At 36.6% G+C, this 17,945-nt stretch carries 19 protein-coding genes and 2 pseudogenes; 3 read left to right on the plus strand and 18 right to left on the minus strand.

From position 1 onward, the window contains the following. Positions 1-24: 24 nt before the first annotated feature. The 9 genes and pseudogenes from BALCAV_RS12050 to BALCAV_RS12085 form a co-directional block, all read right to left on the minus strand. Positions 25-1,479, minus strand: a complete 1,455-nt coding sequence (locus tag BALCAV_RS12050) for an IS1182 family transposase (RefSeq protein WP_003324188.1) — start codon at positions 1,477-1,479, stop codon at positions 25-27. Positions 1,480-1,853: 374 nt separating this feature from the next. After that, the gene (locus BALCAV_RS12055; RefSeq protein WP_003324189.1) at positions 1,854-2,471 is read right to left on the minus strand and encodes a hypothetical protein; all 618 of its coding nucleotides are present in this window, start codon (positions 2,469-2,471) and stop codon (positions 1,854-1,856) included. 274 nt (positions 2,472-2,745) lie between these two features. After that, positions 2,746-3,570 (minus strand): GNAT family N-acetyltransferase, encoded by an 825-nt coding sequence (locus tag BALCAV_RS12060; protein ID WP_003324191.1) that lies wholly within the window; start codon positions 3,568-3,570, stop codon positions 2,746-2,748. 4 nt (positions 3,571-3,574) lie between these two features. Continuing rightward, a complete protein-coding gene (locus tag BALCAV_RS12065; RefSeq protein WP_003324192.1) occupies positions 3,575-4,645 on the minus strand; it encodes a serine hydrolase domain-containing protein in 1,071 nt (356 codons plus the stop codon). A 200-nt stretch (positions 4,646-4,845) separates the two neighbouring features. Next, on the minus strand, positions 4,846-5,691 hold the full coding sequence (locus tag BALCAV_RS12070) for a sugar phosphate isomerase/epimerase family protein (protein WP_003324193.1): 846 nt from the start codon (positions 5,689-5,691) through the stop codon (positions 4,846-4,848). 31 nt (positions 5,692-5,722) lie between these two features. Continuing rightward, the gene (locus tag BALCAV_RS21655; RefSeq protein ID WP_326938309.1) at positions 5,723-5,866 is read right to left on the minus strand and encodes a helix-turn-helix domain-containing protein; all 144 of its coding nucleotides are present in this window, start codon (positions 5,864-5,866) and stop codon (positions 5,723-5,725) included. Continuing rightward, positions 5,857-6,561: an AraC family transcriptional regulator gene (locus BALCAV_RS12075; RefSeq protein WP_052044377.1), complete on the minus strand. Its 705-nt coding sequence runs from the start codon at positions 6,559-6,561 to the stop codon at positions 5,857-5,859. The genes BALCAV_RS21655 and BALCAV_RS12075 overlap by 10 nt, the downstream gene beginning before the upstream one ends. A 50-nt stretch (positions 6,562-6,611) precedes the next feature. Continuing rightward, positions 6,612-7,666, minus strand: a pseudogene (locus BALCAV_RS12080) (Gfo/Idh/MocA family protein). Positions 7,667-7,716: 50 nt separating this feature from the next. Continuing rightward, a pseudogene (locus tag BALCAV_RS12085) lies at positions 7,717-8,872 on the minus strand (Gfo/Idh/MocA family protein). 370 nt (positions 8,873-9,242) lie between these two features. Between BALCAV_RS12085 and BALCAV_RS22325 the strand changes: the two are divergent. After that, on the plus strand, positions 9,243-9,404 hold the full coding sequence (locus BALCAV_RS22325; protein WP_160173411.1) for a hypothetical protein: 162 nt from the start codon (positions 9,243-9,245) through the stop codon (positions 9,402-9,404). 2 nt (positions 9,405-9,406) lie between these two features. Further along, positions 9,407-9,565, plus strand: a complete 159-nt coding sequence (locus BALCAV_RS23425) for an ROK family protein (protein WP_136446026.1) — start codon at positions 9,407-9,409, stop codon at positions 9,563-9,565. A gap of 184 nt (positions 9,566-9,749) precedes the next feature. Here the strand turns inward: BALCAV_RS23425 and BALCAV_RS12090 are convergent, their stop codons facing one another. The 3 genes from BALCAV_RS12090 to BALCAV_RS12100 all read right to left on the minus strand — a co-directional run bounded on the left by BALCAV_RS12090 (position 9,750) and on the right by BALCAV_RS12100 (position 11,524). Continuing rightward, positions 9,750-10,259, minus strand: a complete 510-nt coding sequence (locus BALCAV_RS12090) for a DinB family protein (protein ID WP_003324195.1) — start codon at positions 10,257-10,259, stop codon at positions 9,750-9,752. 196 nt (positions 10,260-10,455) lie between these two features. Further along, entirely contained in the window at positions 10,456-10,983 is a 528-nt protein-coding gene (locus BALCAV_RS12095; protein WP_268746808.1) for a DUF6022 family protein, read from the minus strand. 127 nt (positions 10,984-11,110) lie between these two features. Further along, positions 11,111-11,524: a VOC family protein gene (locus BALCAV_RS12100; protein ID WP_003324197.1), complete on the minus strand. Its 414-nt coding sequence runs from the start codon at positions 11,522-11,524 to the stop codon at positions 11,111-11,113. 189 nt (positions 11,525-11,713) lie between these two features. Here BALCAV_RS12100 and BALCAV_RS12105 point away from each other — a divergent pair, with 189 nt between their 5' ends. Next, complete coding sequence (locus tag BALCAV_RS12105) at positions 11,714-12,049, plus strand: MerR family transcriptional regulator (RefSeq protein WP_003324198.1); 336 nt, start codon at positions 11,714-11,716, stop codon at positions 12,047-12,049. A 557-nt stretch (positions 12,050-12,606) separates the two neighbouring features. On the opposite strand, the gene BALCAV_RS12110 is transcribed toward BALCAV_RS12105, so the two are convergent. The 6 genes from BALCAV_RS12110 to BALCAV_RS12135 form a co-directional block, all read right to left on the minus strand. Continuing rightward, positions 12,607-12,825 (minus strand): DUF3951 domain-containing protein, encoded by a 219-nt coding sequence (locus BALCAV_RS12110; RefSeq protein WP_003324200.1) that lies wholly within the window; start codon positions 12,823-12,825, stop codon positions 12,607-12,609. Between the two features lie 254 nt (positions 12,826-13,079). Continuing rightward, entirely contained in the window at positions 13,080-13,667 is a 588-nt protein-coding gene (locus BALCAV_RS12115) for an NDxxF motif lipoprotein (protein WP_003324201.1), read from the minus strand. A gap of 191 nt (positions 13,668-13,858) precedes the next feature. Beyond that, the gene (locus tag BALCAV_RS12120) at positions 13,859-14,137 is read right to left on the minus strand and encodes a CD3324 family protein (RefSeq protein WP_003324202.1); all 279 of its coding nucleotides are present in this window, start codon (positions 14,135-14,137) and stop codon (positions 13,859-13,861) included. A 194-nt stretch (positions 14,138-14,331) separates the two neighbouring features. Next, on the minus strand, positions 14,332-15,855 hold the full coding sequence (locus BALCAV_RS12125) for a UDP-glucose--hexose-1-phosphate uridylyltransferase (RefSeq protein WP_003324203.1): 1,524 nt from the start codon (positions 15,853-15,855) through the stop codon (positions 14,332-14,334). A 186-nt stretch (positions 15,856-16,041) separates the two neighbouring features. Beyond that, entirely contained in the window at positions 16,042-17,253 is a 1,212-nt protein-coding gene (locus BALCAV_RS12130) for an ROK family transcriptional regulator (protein ID WP_003324204.1), read from the minus strand. A 204-nt stretch (positions 17,254-17,457) separates the two neighbouring features. Beyond that, the coding region (locus BALCAV_RS12135) for a hypothetical protein (protein ID WP_235213111.1) at positions 17,458-17,945 on the minus strand (488 nt) is incomplete at its 5' end.

Genomic DNA, 17,945 nt, shown 5'->3' on the forward strand with positions numbered 1-17,945 from the left:
GTGCCTTGTTTGATGGCTTATTCCTTACTCTTTTTCATTTAACAGTTTCACTATTCGCTTCAGATTGACCGCAAATATCGTCGTTGCTCCTTGCACTTCCATGCCCAATAACCCCGCAGAACGCGCTTTTTTTAAGCCGTGGGGGTTCTTGAGTTCACTATTTTTCGCTTCAATCTTATACCGCTTTTTCGCTAATTCCTTGAAAGCCTCTGTTTCTTGGAAGGCAGCTTGTTCCTCGTGTATGTCTGATTTAATCGTAAGCGAGTAGGTTTTACTTTGGGCTCCTTCTCTGTAACACCCTTTACTCATTGGACAAACTTTACATTTATCAACATCAAAATAAAAGGTTAAACGTTGATTCCTTTTTTTCTCTCCTGTTCTTTTTTTATGAGTCGCCATATGGCCAGCTGGGCACACAAACATCCCTGCATCTTTATTAAAGTCAAAAGTCGTTTTTCGTTGGTTACGCCCATTTGTAATGACAGGATTTAATTTTGAGATCAATTGAATCTCTTTTAATTGAGCGTACTGTAAATTGCCTTTCCCTGAATAGGCTGTATCTCCTATGACCGTGTCGATTTCCATTCCTGCTTCTTGACTCTTATCTACTAATTGTTCTAGATAGTGCCCATCACTTTTTTCACCCGTTGTGATCACGGCCGCCGTAATGATTCGTTCATCATTCATCGCCAAATGTGTTTTGTATCCAAAGAAAGCCGAGTCCGCAGATTTATGTCCAACCCGTGCATCTGGATCGTTTGAATAACTCCATTTTCCATCGTAGTCTTCGATGGCTTCCTTCAAACGATTTACTTTTTCTTTCACAGCGGGCAGATCGGCCACTTTGGATTGACTTTCTACGGTCTCCATGACTTGTTGACAGTAATCTAATTCATCGGCCACCTCGTTTGACGTGGGTTTCTCAGGGAATTTCCCGACCATTTCTTTATCCAGTTCATAGACCGCTTTGCGTAAGCTTTTTGATTTCGCCGATAAAAATTCTTTCGGTGATTTTTGATTAAAACAGGCTTGACTATGAGTCGCGTCGACAATAAGTATTTTACTTTGGATGATCCCTTTCTCTAAGGCAATTTCAACCGTCTTATTGATTAATAAATCTAATAACTTCATATCCTGGAGACGAAGGCGACGGAATTTCGTCAATGAACTCGGGTCAATGACCTCCTCCTCAGGCGACATATCTAAGAAATACTTGAACGACATATCATATTTTGAACGCTCAACAAGGTCGACATCTGATAGGTCATGAATGGATTTGAGCAGTAAATATTTGAACATCCGAATCGGAGGAATCGCTTTCCGACCATGATCCAACGAATACTTTGATTGTAATTCCTCCAAAATAAAGGAAAAATCAACAAGTTCATTGATTTGACGAAGCATATTATCTTTCGGAATAATGACCTCATACAAATCCATATACGGACTTAATTTTACAGTTTCTTGTCTGGAAATCATGGTCGCACCACCTTTAATTAGTTATATCTATTATACTATGAATGGAAAATAGTGAAAAAGAAAAAGGGATGAAGGAAGCAGAATTCTGTTTCCTTCATCACCTTAATTGTTTTCTTGGACTTTTTCAGTGGCCTCCAAAAATTATGCCCTGATCTGAAAAATTAATGCAGCTTAAAGCTATAAAAGGGAATATTTCACACGGGTGGAAAATCTCCTTAGCCATTTACTGACTTCTATTTCAAAGGAAAAATCGTAAACACAAAAAAAGTCGAAACCCTACATATTAAGGAATCGACTTCTGAAGCTTTTATTTGTTAAAACTCTAGAACTAGTTAGCTATTATAAGTTTCTTTTTAGCTACTGAAATAGCCTTATTATATCGTCCATTGATCGTGAATAATCGCTATTAAGTACAAAGCTCCATCCATTTCTTCAAAGGCGATAATTAAACTTCCCCAATCCATTCCGCCATACTCTTCACTACCTGGCACATGAAATTCTATGAACCTGGCGTCAGGGTAAAATTCTTTAGCGTTGTGTAAGGAATTTCCACGTGGTTGGATAGCCTCATCTTGGTGCACTTCTTCTGCAGATGCAAAATCTTTATCATAAATAAATTGTTCGTAATATTCAATAGGGGTCACTTCGATCGCATAACCACTTCCATCAAAAGTTCCCCAAGTATAAATCGATTGATCATTCTTCCAATTTTTCAGATTTTCTTGATCGAACATTTGATGCTCACTTTCTACATAAGCGTATGGTGAAAACGTTACGCCTTTCTCAGAATGAACATACTCAGCTACCTGTTCAAAATCTTCTTCCCTTAATGCCTCTAGAATTGTTTGAGCTCGCTCTTCAACTGTTACATTTTCCTTAACAGAAGGCGGCCCTTCTTCCGCTTCAGTTTGAGAACCACTAGATAAATTAAACAAAAGGACGGCCACGATTACTACCGCTACACTCCCAATAAAATAAAGGACTCCTTTCATGTCATAACTCTCCCTTCTCTTTTTATGAGTCAGCAAAGACAGTGACGATATGGTTTCAGAAAAAAGGGGGAAAGTAAAGAACGGGCTTGGATGATTTGGCTTACTTCTCCAACTGCATGCCCGCTGAACGAAGCCTCCTCACGATTAGTCGCTGTAAGGTCTTCCATGTTTCCTTTATGTCGCTGGCTATTTTTTATTGACGATAGAAAGTTCATTCGAATCCTCGTATCATAATGAACCTGTTGAATGAGCCTGGTTAGGAAGCTTCACTACATTAAATCCGAAACTCAAATCCTTTATAGTCATAAACCCTTTGAAATCCGAGCTTCCTTGCAACGGCAATGGAAGCTTTATTTTCTTCCATACAATCCCAATAAGGAATCATTTGATTTTCAAAACACTCTTCTATTAAAAATTGGGCGTTCTTTTTTGCTAAACCTTTCCCTCTATGGTCTGGACATGTTTCAATATTTACACATTGTACATTCCGATTCACAAAACCAGAAAAACAATAGCTTATAATGTCTTGATGGTAAACAATACAAGAACCTAATCCATTTGTGAAAAAATCATTCAATGAATCCCAATATCCTAAAATTTTTCCCTCTAAATAATTCCAGTTACGGTAACTATCCTTCTGTTTGTAGAGGTCTTTTTGAATGCTGAATCGTTTATACTCTGGCTCTAACTCAAATTTCTTATTTTTATTATAATCCTTAGCATGTAACTGATAAACCCTCTGATTCCAGCTCGCTAATGGGCGGTGGTTAAAGAGACTCTCTAACGATTCATCCCAGCCTGAATGATTTCCGATCGCCTCAAACCAGTTTAGTTGAAGAGTTTTCGCTTGTGGAATGATGATATGATCGATAAAGTCATTAATTTCAACATTAAAATGAGCATTATTAGAATCTCCGAAAAAGATAAACCCATCATTGTTTCCTAGCCAAATCAAACCGGTCGATGGAGCGATGGGATCATCTACAAAAACTCGACCTGGATTGATCCCATTTATAATCGCATAAGCTTCCATCTGTCCGTTTTCATTTAATAATTCAAGGCATTTATTAAAGTGCTTTTGTTTTAACTCTGATATCATCTAATCAACTCTTCTCATTTCCATTTATTAGCTCCATCACATCCTGAGCCAAACCCCATACATTTGTATCTTGATTGGCCATGATAATAATTGACATATCGGTTTTAGGATAATAATTCATCACACAACTTACCCCTGCGTTAATTCCATCTTTTTGAATGTAAATGAGCTCATTGCTCTCACTCTCCGCAAGAAACTGAAATCCGTAGCCCATTAATTGAGTGACTGTTGCATGTTTTCGGTAATTCTCTTTAGGTGTAAGGATTTCATTCGTCCATTTTTCTGACAACAGTTTTCCAGCTTTAAGCGACCTAATAAATAAATCGAGGTCTTGCACAGTCGTTAATGCACCAGCATCAGCTGAGCCAATAGCAGGGTAAGAATAAATATTCTTTCGATACCCAATGATCTTTTCATTCTCGTCTAAAATAGAGCCATAGTGCTCCGCTGCATGTTCAACCACATGGTCCATTGCATAAAAATCCGTTTGCTTCATTCCCACTTCATCAAAAATTGCTTGTTTAACAAAATCCCGATAACTTAATCCACTTCTTTTTTCAATAATCAATCCAAGCAAAATATAAGCACAATTATTGTATCTACATCCTTCACCAGGATTAAAGTTCGGTTCTTTGTAAATAAATTGAGGTAAATAATCAACCGTTTCTTTGACAGAATAATTCGGTTTATCCTTCCATAATTCCTCGTAACTTTCGCCTGCTTCCTCATCGGCATCATCGCCAATGCCAGAAGTATGTGTTAACAAGTGATAAATCGTAACATCCTTATGAATCGTTGAATCTCCTAAATCTAGAATTTCTAAAATCTTATCATCCAAAGACAACAATTGTTGCTCTACTAATTTCAGGATAGCTACAGAGGTAAACACTTTTGTAATAGAAGCTGTATCAAATTTAGTATCAATTTGATTCAAAACATTCCAACCACGATGTGCATAACCAAACGCTTTTTGAAAAATAATCGAATTCCCAACTTTCACAAATCCTACACCAGAGAAGTTCTCGTTCTGCACGTATTCATTAAATACATCTTCTATTTGGATTGTAATCGTCATATTTATGCCTCCTTACCTTGCTCTTTTGTTTTATTTTACCATCAATTGATTGGCGGTTAGGCTCAAGAACAATTAACAAAAAAAGAAGCTCTAAGCATTTTAGCTAGAGCAAAAAAGATGTAGCTTCCTCATAGGTAAGCTTCAAGTAAGATATATATTTTCTCGTTGATCAAATGAGTCTCTCAGCTTATAGGCTCATTTTATTCTACGAATGATTTTAAATATTGTGCATTAAAAGCCAATGCCTCTTTAGATGGGAATGTTTCGCTAAAATCCTCCATACCAACATAACCTTGATAGCCGCTCTCTTTTAATGCATTCATTACTTCTACCCAATCGACTATACCTCGATCAATTCTCACCCATTTACCTTGCCATTTTTTTATTCCCTCTTGCTCTTTAGAAAAATAGGCTGCATTTTTGGCATGAACATGGGCTAAATAAGATCCTAACATCGCTATCCCCATTCGATAATCTTCATATCCTTCATGAACCATATTCCCAGGATCGTATAAAACCCCAATATGATCAGGGTTTGATTCCTCTACTAACCTTAGTGCTAAAGAAGCACTTGGAGCAATCGTTTGATGATGAGTCTCAACAAGTCCCTTGATCTGATACTGTTTACAAAGCTCCTCAACTTCTTTCACATATCTTTTCGCCTGCTGTAGTAAATCAGAAAATGGAAGAGCTCCATCGTATCTTGGAACACCTATTCGAATCATGTTAGCCCCTAATAATTTCGCTTTTTTTAACACATCCTCTGTCGCTTCTAGATCACCACAGGTTAAATAAGGGGTAACACTCAACGTCTCAATGCCTAATTTTTCCGTTTCTTTTCTTAGCTTTAATAGTTCTTCAGACTTCCAATTCGGTTGAATCGTACAAAAATTATTTCTCCAAAAGCTAAAATTCTCTTGTTCAAACTGTGGGTCAATCGATTTATATCTCCATTCAACCGCATCATATCCATTTTCTTTAAGTAACGGTAAAAGCTCAGATGGTGTTAAATCCGGTACCATCACAGTAAACACAGAAAGCTTCATCATATCTTCCTCCCACAAAATGAATGAACATTCAGTAAACAACTTCCTTACGGTATTGCTCTGGTGTCATCCCAGTTAGTTGTTTAAAAACTTTACTTAAATGGGAAGCGTGCTTAAACCCCATCGCAAAACTAACTTCTGTAACAGTTCGATTCGGATACAGCATTAATTCAATCTTGGCTTGATTAACTCTTTTTTGATATAAAAAGTAAAAATTGTTACACCCGTAACTTCTTTAAAGATTTTAGATAAATAAAATCGACTCAAATGAAGTTGTTCTTCTAAAAATTCCAAACTAATTTCTTCATGATAATGATTTTCTATATACGTAATAACCCTTTGAACATGCTTTTCCTTATCTGAATGATGTGTTCTTTTCTTTGCCAATGAATTTTGGCAAAATGGATAAATGAATGCGAGTAAATCGATAAACAAAAGTTGAGAGCGCTGAACTGATAGCAAATCTCCGTTATCTTTTAATTGATGAATTCTTCGGAAATAACTCTCTAGCTCTTCCTTTTGTTTCCCTTCAAAGTGAATTCTTAAAGATTTTATTTTCGTAAATGGAAGTAACACACGTTCTAAACCCATCGGCTCTAATAGTTGAGAAAAATAACTCGTATCAAAATGAATCGTCGTTCGTATATAATCGTCTTCCTCAAAAATTTTTGGCCGATGTAACGTTAAACCATGCATCAATATCAAGTCTCCCGGAGATAAGATATGAATTTCATCGCCGATTAAATAGTTGCATTTGCCACCATGAAAATAGTAAATTTCAGCCTTTTCATGGGAATGAAAATCAATCTTTGACTTCGTATTCTGATGGTATCCAAATTGTAAATGATCATCAATCAAACTGATCGACATAGTCGCCTCCACTTTTCGTTAAGATTTTTCATCTTAATTAATTAAGTGCATTATTCAACTTTTATCGCCTGTTTCTGAGCCGTTAAGCATAGTTCTGCCGCTTTAAAAGCATGGGCCTGTGTCATCGCATTTTCCGTCCTATTTAGGCAATCAAGAATGAATTGACCAAAGAAAGGGAAACCAACCTTTCCTTTTACTTGAAAGTGTTGTTCTGATTCTCCATTTACTAAATAAACATGGTCCCCCTCTTCATCCCTTGCAACATCCACATACTTTCTAATTTCAATCGTTCATTTGTTCCTATAAGAAAAAGTCTTCCATCTCCCCAAGTTGATAACCCATTCGGTGTATGCCAATCAACCCGAAAGAATTGAGTCGCTCCATTATCACCAACCAAAGTTGCATCCCCATAGTCTTCTAACTCTGGATATTCTTTCGCGTAATAATTAGCTACTTTGCTATGCAACACTTTAGCCTCCTGACAACCTGTATAATATAAAAATTGTTCAATTTGGTGGCTACCGATATCACATAAAATTCCACCATACTGCTCTTTTTGAAAAAACCATTCAGGTCTGTTCTCTGCTTGTAGTCGATGTGGACCAAAGCCCGTTACTTGCAAAACACGACCTATTGCCCCTTGATCAATCAACTGACCAGCAAAGACAGCACTTTCCACATGAAGTCTTTCACTATAATAAACCATATATTTTTTCCCAGTTTCCAACACTGCCTTTTTCGCTAGTTCTAGCTGCTCAAGTGTCGTAAATGGTGTTTTATCCGTAAAATAGTCTTTCCCATGCTCCATAACGAGGATACCTAACTCACATCTTTTGGAAGGAATAGCTGCAGCCGCGACAAGTTTCACTTCCTTATCTTGTAAAATATCATCCAAGGAGTCTGCTATTCTCACATGAGGGTATTGTTGTTTAAACGCTTCACACTTTTTATGGTCTCCATCATAGACCCATTTTAAATCAGCGCCAGCTTCCATTAATCCGTTACACATTCCATAAATATGTCCATGATCTAAAGCAGTTGCAGCAAAAACAAACTCCCCTTGTTCCACAACTTTATTGACAACTCCTTTAGGTGCATAGTTCATTCCTTCCTTATTACGATTCAACTTGGAGCCACTCCCTTTTTATTTATCAATTAGTGAGTTCCTTCTACATTCAATGTTCGATACCCTTTAATAACTTTTCTTTTCGATTGCTGAATTCTTTTTTGTAACTGTTCATAATAAAGATTTTCATCTAAAGGAAACTCGACCGCATCGTTGAGCCAAGTTGACAATTGAATCGCATTTGAAATCGTTAATCCTTTCATTCCCTCCTCACCCGGTGCAAGTAAAGGAGTATTCAATCGGATCGCATCAATAAAGTTTTGTGTAATCACTTCATGCCCTTCTTTTGTTCGTATAATTGGAATTTCACACTTCCAATATTCCGGTTCTCCAAACCCTCCCTTATAAGTTCGATTAAATTCTGGTTCAGATTCTTAAACGCCAAAATGTTAACGTTCCGTGCTCTACAACGATCTTTCCTTGCTCCCCAACAATTTCAAGTCGATTCGTTCCAGCCGCTTCAGCCGTCGTTGTAATAAAAACAGCTGTTGCTCCATTTTCATATTCCGCATACGCTGTTACTTCATCTTCAACCTCAATATCTCGATACTTACCGAATGAACAAAAGGACCGAATTTTTGCTGGCATCATCCCAGTCATCCACTGCCATAAATCAAGCTGATGTGGACATTGATTAATTAAAACCCCTCCACCTTCTCCTGCCCAAGTTGCACGCCATTCACCTGAATCATAGTAACTTTGAGAGCGGTACCAACTTGTCATAATCCAATTAATTCTTCTAATCTCTCCTAATTCCTTCGTCTGAATTAAATCTCTCACTTTTTGATAAAGGGGATTCGTTCGCTGATTATACATAATAGAAAATACTTTTCCACTCTTTTCGGCCGCTTCATTCATTCCACGAACTTGCTTTGTATATACACCTGCTGGCTTTTCCGTTAGTACATGCATCTGATGTTCAAAAGCCTTGATTGCTAAACGGGGATGATCATAATGTGGTGTCGCGATTAAGATAGCATCAACTTCAGCTTGCTGAAAAAATAAATCCTCATCTTGAAAAATTTGAACACCTGGATAGCACCTTTCTAATTCTTCCTTTTTTTCTAATCGTTGTTCTAACAGCGCTGTTAAAATCGCTCCTTCAATTTCCCCCTCAACTAAATAGTTTACATGAGATGTTCCCATAGAACCGACCCCAATTACTCCTACTCTAATCTTTTCCATCTGTCCTTCTCCTCTCTTTTTTAACTTGCTTTAAGAATAAAACAACCACAGATTAAAACCTTCACTCTAATTGATGAATTAACGCTTACATTTATACAATATTGTTCTATTAAAACTTTAAGGAAGTAGGGCTTATAATTAAAAGAAATCTCTTTTGTTGAAGTTACAACCACTTTCTTAATCACAAAAAAGACATTTCCAATAATTAAGAAATGCCTCTTGTTTACCTTTGGATTATACAACAATAGAAATGAATTAGATTAACGTTTATACTCAATAACATCCAAATACTGTAACCGTCCATAACAATTGAAAAGGTATTGCTCAATAAGATTGAACACTTTCCCCCTAAATGGTTGGAGGCGGATATATGCTTAAAAATAGATGGTTCCTTTTGATCTTTTCTTTAATTCTTATTATGAATGGGCTAACCGGATTCTTTCAATTAATTAATGGGGTGGATTTAGCCTATTGGGAGATTACATTAAAAATTCTTTTATTTTTTGCTGGTATAAGTTTTTTTATTGATTAGGGTTGCAGCACCATCTCGCTGGAGAAGCGGGTCATATCATTATTAATAAATCTTCACAAGAAAAGTGTACATGTGGGAATTACGGATGCTGGCAAGTGAGCACTTCAACAAAAAGTCTATCGCTAAAGCAAAAGCACATTCAGAAATTAGAAATAATCTAGTAGATTTAGGGTAGCGTCAGTAAAATGTGGATTTACAACGTTAAGGAAATTCCCATACTAAAAAGCCCGTTTGCTGAAGACTAAACACATAAAAGGAGCATCTATAGAGAGGTTTAGTTTTCTATAGATGCCTGTGAATATACATCTTTATTGAATAGGTTCAAGGTACATTGTTAGAAAAGACTTATAAGTATTTATCACTAATCACTTTCATATGGTGTAACTCGTGCCCGGCAATGCCATATGCAATGGTACCTAACGAAACTGGGCTGTTCATTACAGTTCCATTACGAACCCACGCCGCATCATCAATGGTTGAAATAAGGCTTAACGTGTTGGAGCGTACCGTGTCTAAACCAGATAGTAACTGTTCCCAGGATAATTTGTTGAAGTTCGCCGAAGAAACGTATTGATCCTGATCCATTGCTGGGAGTGGTGCACTTTCATTTCGTGCAATGGCAAGCATTCGATACGACATCACACGTTCCGAGTCGGTCATATGCCCAATCACTTCTTTTAAAGTCCATTTCCCTGGTGCGTACGCCTTCCTTGCTGACTCCTCTGATACGCTGCTTAAGAGAGTAATGGTCTTAGTTCGTTGCTTACTAAGTATTTCTTCAATATCTCCATCTGGCACAAGACTAACATACCTATAATGCTCTGGATTTTCAATAGATAATGGTCGTGGACGCACAAGAATCCTCCTCAACGGAATAGTAATTTATGCTTTGACAGGTGTGGGACTGTCGCCATGCATTTTTAGCTCCATAACAATTATTTCAAATCCCCCAAAACTTTGCAAGGCGTTACTCCATTAAATGGCCCTTTAATGGAGTAATTAACGATTATTGTTTCCCTTCCGACAGCTTTTACACAGATTCTCTTTTTCTTTATTCCGTGCTTTCCAAGCTTCGCAGGTACTCTTCGTATTCAACAGTGAATTCAAGTGCATGCTTGAATTCATCGGAACGGAGAGAAAGAGCAGTTACCACATCCTCCTTGCTTATCACACTTAAGGCGATGATTTGAGGCTTGCGGGGGACACGAAACTGCGTATGGTCGTGAAACACAATGGTGACTATAGTACCTAGAGGTTCTCCATTCAAGGAATGAATGGTACTCCACATCCAACGTTGTCGGTCGGAATCATCTTCCCCCCATTCTCTCGAAATATCAAAGTCGCCTGGAAATCTAGGCTCAGGGCGTAATCGAGCCTCTTTAAGCTGCTTATGAATAGCTAGAAACAGCAAGTTCAAATACGTTCCGTATGCCATATCGCCTCCCTCGTTATATGCTTCCTGCAGCTGAACTCGTTTTTCCAGAAGTACAGTTTGCCAGTTTTCTCTGATATGACCGTCAATGTACTGTGCGATTGCGTCAATTTGACTTCTTTTGCTATCTTGAAGAACTTCTTTCAGAGACTTATCTTATTTCATGGTTTTTTCCCCTTTCAAATGTGAATCATCGAAATTAATTGATTAGATTCTTCGTTATTTCACGGATCTCTTACTTCAACTTACAACTTCACTAATTATTATTTTTGATTTATTTTTTTGACTTAATCCACCAAAGATTTTCGAATGGGTCAACAAAACCACCCATATTCCCAGTTTCTTCTGATGGTTCCATTAGCGGTGTTGCTCCTTCTGCAATCGCCTTTTTATAAGTATCTGCAACATTTTCAACATGAATATACATTTGGATAGGAATAAGTCCATCTGTATTTAACTCCCCACATACTCCTGGACCACAACTTCCGTCAGCAGATGTATCAGCAAAATAAATGGTGCTGTTTCCTATTTTCATTTCTGCATGAATTACACCTTCTGTATCTCTTAGTTTTTCAACAGTTCCTACTTCACCGCCATTAAAAACTTTTTGAGTAAAATCAATAAATTTTAGTGCATTTAGTATCATGAAATAAGGGATGATGGTTTGATTTACTTGTAGATTATTCATTTAATCTCTCTCCTTCTTGGTTAAAAATTTAGTAAGGTAACTTAAAACTTCACCTTACATTTCAATAGTACAATATTAGTGCAAATGCTAAGGTTTTGTTATCATATAAACTGAGATTATTGAGTTAATATAAAAAAATCCGTCAAGTGCTTTAACTATAAACTATAGGTTTAAAGATGGAGGTTTGTAATGAAAGGTATTGAGATAGCTAAGAAATTAAATATAAGCACAAGTGATTTAAGGCATTATGAGTCATGGGGACTTGTTCCAAAAGTTGAAAGAGCAAAAAATGGCTACCGCATCTATTCAAGTGAGCATGAGACATATTTTCAATATATACGTGTATTGAATGCTGGTTTTGAAATGGATTTGGTTAAAAAGGTAATGCCTCTAATCATAAATGGGAAAATACATGATACCTTATGGCTAATTAACAAAGCACAAGTTGACCTCAATACCGAAAAGGAGACAGTACAAGCAAGCTATGGTAATTCCGATAATGACACATACATATCTATGAGGTAATTTAGAGAACTTTATTTTGTATATCATCTTCAACTAACGGGGGCTAGAGTTAAATAAGTTAAATTAAAAAGTCGATTCCTTAACGTACAGGAATTCGATTTTTTTAGAACGAAATTTGCTTAGCGTATGTTTTCCGCGTTTTGTTGGTAGGCCCCCTATTTGTGTAATGATAATAAAGCCGTTTAATTTTGTAGCTAAAAAACGCATTACACCGTCCACAAAAGTGGAAGGTGTAAAAACAAAGTTGTTTAATTTCTTGTACAATCACTGAATAGAAACTCATGAGTGTAACAATAAAGTCGTTTAAAAATCGAATCTTTATGCTACAATCGTGCCCGATTATGGAAGAACTTTACCCCTCGTCAGAATTCAAAATATTAAGACATTCCTTTAGAATAGCTTCATTATTAAAAATAATTAGATGCAGTTTTTTTCTAGCTCTAGTTACCATCTGAAAAAGCATTTTTGTTGGATGGTAATAAGGCTCAGATCTCCATCCCTGAGTAGATAACTTACTGTCTTGTCCCTCGAAAAAATGTTTATCTAGGGAGACTAAATTATTTGTTTTTACTCTTCTTATCCCCTTGTTCTGCTTCTTTTTCTTTTTCTTCCTTTTCTTCATGGAATTCAACAGTGGTTTGTGAAGATATATAGTCAAATGGAGTATAAAGATTGTCTGGGATGGATTTCTTAAAGACCATTCTATATATAACTAAAACAATTAAGTAATTAAAAATCAAAAACATTATTATTCCTATAATAGCAAGATAGTACATAACAACATCCCCTATGTAAGAATTCAATAAGATATTTATAGCACCATCTAATTAAATAGTCCGATCATTCGATCATTCTGCACATCACGATCATGTTTCGCAGTTTGAAATTCCTCTTCCATATTTGTCGCGATTGTGGAAGAGGTGACTAAACTTCGCCCTCTCATACCACTTACATAAGGAGCTATATACAGTGGTTCGATAATTTAGTTAAAGTGACCTTTTATCATCTAGGAGCCCGCTCACCTCTAACGCTACCGTCCAAATGCTCTTGTCTCAATATTTTTCTTATCAAGGAATGTTTCTATTTTTTCCTGTTCCCTTCCGTTCACATTATCAGGTAAGCTGAATAAATAATTGAAATTTTCCATAGATAAATTTCCTTCATTTAAGTTCTCTATTCTTTTATCTAACTCATTGTGATACTCGTTTATAGTCGTAATGTACTGACTAATTCGTTCCACCTCTTCCTGATACCCTTCAGGTAATGTATTATTTAAAATATAATTAGAAAAATTCTCATCATTTTCTTTTATAAGCTTGTTCATGCTGTCTAATTTCTCTATTTCACCCTCATTTAATTCCTGTCCTTCATATATAATCTCTCGAAATGGATAACTAGCATTATATAAATCTTCGTCGCTGTCTAAATATGTTTTTATGCTTGCTTTTATTTCATCTTCGTCAATTACACTATTTTCTTTTTCAGAGGTAAATATCATACTAGGAATCTCTACGTTCTTTGGAAGAATAACTTCATCGTCGGCAACAGTAATATTTCCTCCCTGGGAACATGCACTTAAAATAAAAATCATTAAGAAACTACAAAAAATCCTTCTCATAATAATTTCTCCCCCCACAAATCTATTTCACTTCAATACAAATTATTACTTTTAATCCTATAATTGTCAACAGTTCATCGACAGAAACGGACCAAGTAAAAGTTCATGGTTTTCTATTAGATAGAAAAAAGGAGCTGAACCCAATCGGTGTCATTTCCATGACTCCTTTTGAGACAGCCCCACCCTCATATTTAGGATTGCTTTATTTTTTCCTGCCTAATAATTCTTCTGACGCTCTTTTCAGATAGAAAAAATTGAACGGCTAATTCGGAAATGGTTGCTCCTTCTAAAAACATAAAATACATTTTTACATTTCGTTCTTTTAGAGCCCGCCTTGTTCCGTTGTTTTCTCCCCATGATTTTTTATTATCGTTTTTTCTCGGGATATACAATGGTTTGCCGTCAACATATTGCTGAATTTTTTTAATTAATTCTTTTGGTAAAACATGCTCTGCATTCATATAACTCATATTTTGCTCCTTCCCATTTTTAAAATTGATGAATAAGAAGCAAAAATTAGAGCTGACGTTTAGTGAGTACCTTTCATATCATTCATACAAACAATTTCATTAACTATCACCTCAAGCTACCTAGAATAAAATGAATATTACAATAATTATACCACTTTCTCAAAACCGATAACATATGGGACAAGCATCTAAAATCACGATTGAATGGAGTCAATAAACCTGCGAAAGGCAGCCCTTCCTTTTTCATGCCGTTTAAACACTCCTGCACTCTCCAATATAGAGATAAAAACTTCGCCCACTTCTTCTTCTAATATGACTGAAACATTGTCTTTTGATAGCTGTGGGTGTTTTTCCTTTATTTTCAAAGCCCAGTGAAGATGCTTAGCAATGCTTTCGTTCTCTCGAATATGTATCTCCGCTAGTTCAGAAGGCAGCACTTCTGCTAATGCGTCTAATTCTAGAGACAATCGTCCAGGTAATACAGCAAGCCCCATCGCTTCAATTAATCCAATATTTTCTTTTTTAATCGAATGAAATTCGGCAGGTACATGAAAAAGACCTTCTGGATGCTCATTTGTTGTCCGATTATTACGCAAAACTAAATCTAATTCAAACAACTCTCCTTTACGTCTTGCGATCGGAGTAATCGTATTATGCGGGCTATCCCCTGTGTAAGCGTAAATCTCTGCTTCAGGATCTTCATATTGCTTCCACCCCGTTAAGATGTCATCAGCAGCTTCAACTAGCTGTGCCCTATGTTTGCCACGTAGGCGAATCACAGACATAGGCCATTTGATGATTTCTGCTTTTAAATCGGGATACTTCCTTAAATCAAAGGAATATTCGCTCGAAGCTTTAGCCATTGGAAAGTCATAATTACCCCCTTGATAGTGATCGTGACTTAAAATGGACCCTCCTACTATTGGTAAATCTGCATTTGAGCCAAGAAAATAATGAGGGAACTTCTCCACAAATTCTAATAATCGAACAAAGGTTTTTCGCGAAATGTTCATTGGTTGATGCTCTTCAGAAAAGACTACGACATGCTCATTGTAATATATGTAAGGTGAAAATTGTAAATACCATTGCTCTCCTGATAACCTTAACGGAATAATTCGTAAATTTTGACGTGCTGGGTGATTCGCCTTCCCAGCAAAACCAACATTTTCTTTACAGAGCAAACAGGTCGGATAATGATTACCTGTTAACTGTTTGTCTACAACAATTGGACTTGAACCCTTTTCTGGCTTTGGTAAATTAATGGTCACTTCTAAGGTTCCGTATTCTGTATGAACATCCCATTTTTTATTTTGGGAAATTCGGTCCGTTCGAACGTAATGAATATCTTTTGAAAATTTGTAATAGAATCGAGTTGCGGCCATTGGGCTAACCTTCTGATAAAGAGTATAAAAATGACTTATGACTTCCGACGGTCTTGGTGCTATACATCCCATAATCTTTGTATCAAATCGATCATGATACGTTATGTCGTCTTTTTCAATGACGTCTTTTTCAAGAGCCCACTTAGTCATTTCAGCTAAAATTTCAATGGGCGTTTCCGGCACTTCCCGAATGGATGGAGCTGCTTGTCTATCATCTAGCCGTAAAACATGTAAAATTTGATTCCGACTATAATCAAGATCCCATTGACTAATGAGTTCTTTTTTTAATCCGTACAGCAATAGTCGTTCTATATTTTCATAAATGTTTACATTCATGACCTACAACCTTTCTATGATGAACTTTAAGGGTTGAGCGACTCTCCACCCGTACAACATTCATGAATTCCTTTCACGGCTTGATAAATACTCACAATTCAATTAATCACAACAAACTTAATAAATTAATTTAATTAAGAAATATTGTATCACACTTTTTATTTTCGATATATCCGTTCATGTTGTTCAAAGAGTGATATGTGGGTTAAAAAGATGCTTTAAAACAAGGGTCGCTGCCCCTATCATCGTTCCATCGTCTCCAAGTTTTGATTGTAAAATTTCTGTTTCCCGTGCTTGTGCGGTCAGTGCACGTTCTTTAACCACCTCACGTAAAGGTGCTAACACATAATCCCCTGCTTTAGCTACTCCACCACCAATAATAATTCGTGTAGGATTAATTAGATGAATTAAATTAATTACCCCAACGCCAATATAACGTCCGGTATCGGCTAACAGTTGCAATGAGAGTGGATCTCCTTCTTTGGCACATTGATAAATAAGAGCACCGTTAATGGCATTAGGATCGTTATGAGCTTTTTTTAATAGCTCTTGATTTTGTTCGGATTCTAACGCCCGTTCTCTTAACACCTCTCCCCCCGCTATGGTTTGGAGACAACCATAACTTCCGCAAGAACACTTCCGACCATTAATGTCAACGATAACGTGACCAATTTCGCCTGCAATCCCATTCTGACCATGAAAAAGTTGATCATTTAATATAATCCCCGCACCAATTCCGACACCGATATTAATACAAATTAAATTGTCTATGCCTTTCCCATTTCCAAACCACGTTTCACCTAATGTGAAAGCTCGGACATCATTTTCAACATATACAGGTATCTGAAATTGAGCCTCTAAATGTTTTTTGATCGGGATTTGTCTAAGCTGAAAATTCGGAGCAAAAATGGCTATCCCTTCTAAATGATCAACGACACCGTGCATCCCGATGCCAATTCCGATTATCTTGTCTTTATTTATTTTTGACTTTGTCATCACTGCTTGAATAACTAAAACGATTTGTTTAAGTAATTCGTCTTTTGTAAGTGGACTTGGTAAGGTTATTTCATCTCTTGCTTGGATCGTCGCACTTAAATTCGTTACGACAGCTCGGACTGTATGCCCACCTACATCGACGCCAACAATAAACGAGTCTCTATTGTTAATCGTTAACAATATCGGCTTACGCCCCCCTTGAGACGTCCCAACCTTACTCTCACATACTAAATTTTCGTTAATTAATTCCGTGACGATATTGGTTACCGTCGCAGGAGTCAACTTTGTCTTTTTCGCTATCTCGGCACGAGAAATAGGACTATGTAATCGAATTGTATTTAAAATCGTTGACTTATTTAATAATTTCATCCCTTGAAAACTACCTGTTTGTATTCTTGACATATGAATCCTCCTACATTACTATGAGTCACTGAAAATGAGTTTAGATGATTGGGATTACTCCGCCATCTGCATACTCTACGCGTTCCGTGGGTGAACCTTGAGCCATAATGGATCATCTAATGAATCACCTAATGATTTGGGATTCGTCCTAGTTAAAAGTGAGAATGAGATTGTTTTCAGTGGACGTTACTATTCCTTTTGATTTTAATCGGTAACATCCTTAGGGTCAAAGTTTTTGAGGATTTCGTATACAGCTAGTCCGTCACTCACATGTTTTTCACTATATTTAATCGGTAACAAAGCAAAGAATACATAGTAAACCGAAAAGTAGCCGAACTGATAAAAATAAGTCGTTTCTGGTATGATATTGATCATAATTAGGAGGTTGAGAACAAGCATAGAGCCTAAATTAAATATGACTCCACCTAAATGGACCAAAATATGTCCAAGTTTATTATTTATTTTTAGACCTTTATAGGTGCAAGAGGAATCTGCTATATAAATCCGCTTAAATGAAATCGGTCCTACTCTTAAAATAGTTTTCCCCCTACCTATGACTAGGTTAGATGTTCCTCCCATCATTTTCGCCATCGTCCAATGACCGAACTGATGGATAAAAGACACTAAAGGAAGGATTAGAAAAAAAGCCCAAAAAGCCGTCATAAGGTCGCTCCACTCAAACATAAGGACTT

The sequence above is a fragment of the Alkalihalobacillus alcalophilus ATCC 27647 = CGMCC 1.3604 genome, assembly GCF_000292245.2.
In the GTDB taxonomy this organism is placed as follows: Bacteria; Bacillota; Bacilli; order Bacillales; family Bacillaceae_D; genus Alkalihalobacillus; species Alkalihalobacillus alcalophilus.

Coding starts and splice junctions, on each gene's coding strand:
- BALCAV_RS12120 (WP_003324202.1), bottom strand. CDS start 14,137: ATGAGTTATATGAATGCAGAGCATGTTTTACCAAAAGAATTAATTAAA.
- BALCAV_RS12055 (WP_003324189.1), bottom strand. CDS start 2,471: ATGAAAGGAGTCCTTTATTTTATTGGGAGTGTAGCGGTAGTAATCGTG.
- BALCAV_RS12070 (WP_003324193.1), bottom strand. CDS start 5,691: ATGAAGCTTTCTGTGTTTACTGTGATGGTACCGGATTTAACACCATCT.
- BALCAV_RS12075 (WP_052044377.1), bottom strand. CDS start 6,561: ATGTCGATCAGTTTGATTGATGATCATTTACAATTTGGATACCATCAG.
- BALCAV_RS22325 (WP_160173411.1), top strand. CDS start 9,243: ATGCTTAAAAATAGATGGTTCCTTTTGATCTTTTCTTTAATTCTTATT.
- BALCAV_RS12130 (WP_003324204.1), bottom strand. CDS start 17,253: ATGTCAAGAATACAAACAGGTAGTTTTCAAGGGATGAAATTATTAAAT.
- BALCAV_RS12125 (WP_003324203.1), bottom strand. CDS start 15,855: ATGAATGTAAACATTTATGAAAATATAGAACGACTATTGCTGTACGGA.
- BALCAV_RS12060 (WP_003324191.1), bottom strand. CDS start 3,570: ATGATATCAGAGTTAAAACAAAAGCACTTTAATAAATGCCTTGAATTA.
- BALCAV_RS12050 (WP_003324188.1), bottom strand. CDS start 1,479: ATGATTTCCAGACAAGAAACTGTAAAATTAAGTCCGTATATGGATTTG.
- BALCAV_RS12100 (WP_003324197.1), bottom strand. CDS start 11,524: ATGAATAATCTACAAGTAAATCAAACCATCATCCCTTATTTCATGATA.
- BALCAV_RS12105 (WP_003324198.1), top strand. CDS start 11,714: ATGAAAGGTATTGAGATAGCTAAGAAATTAAATATAAGCACAAGTGAT.
- BALCAV_RS12110 (WP_003324200.1), bottom strand. CDS start 12,825: ATGTACTATCTTGCTATTATAGGAATAATAATGTTTTTGATTTTTAAT.
- BALCAV_RS12065 (WP_003324192.1), bottom strand. CDS start 4,645: ATGACGATTACAATCCAAATAGAAGATGTATTTAATGAATACGTGCAG.
- BALCAV_RS12115 (WP_003324201.1), bottom strand. CDS start 13,667: ATGAGAAGGATTTTTTGTAGTTTCTTAATGATTTTTATTTTAAGTGCA.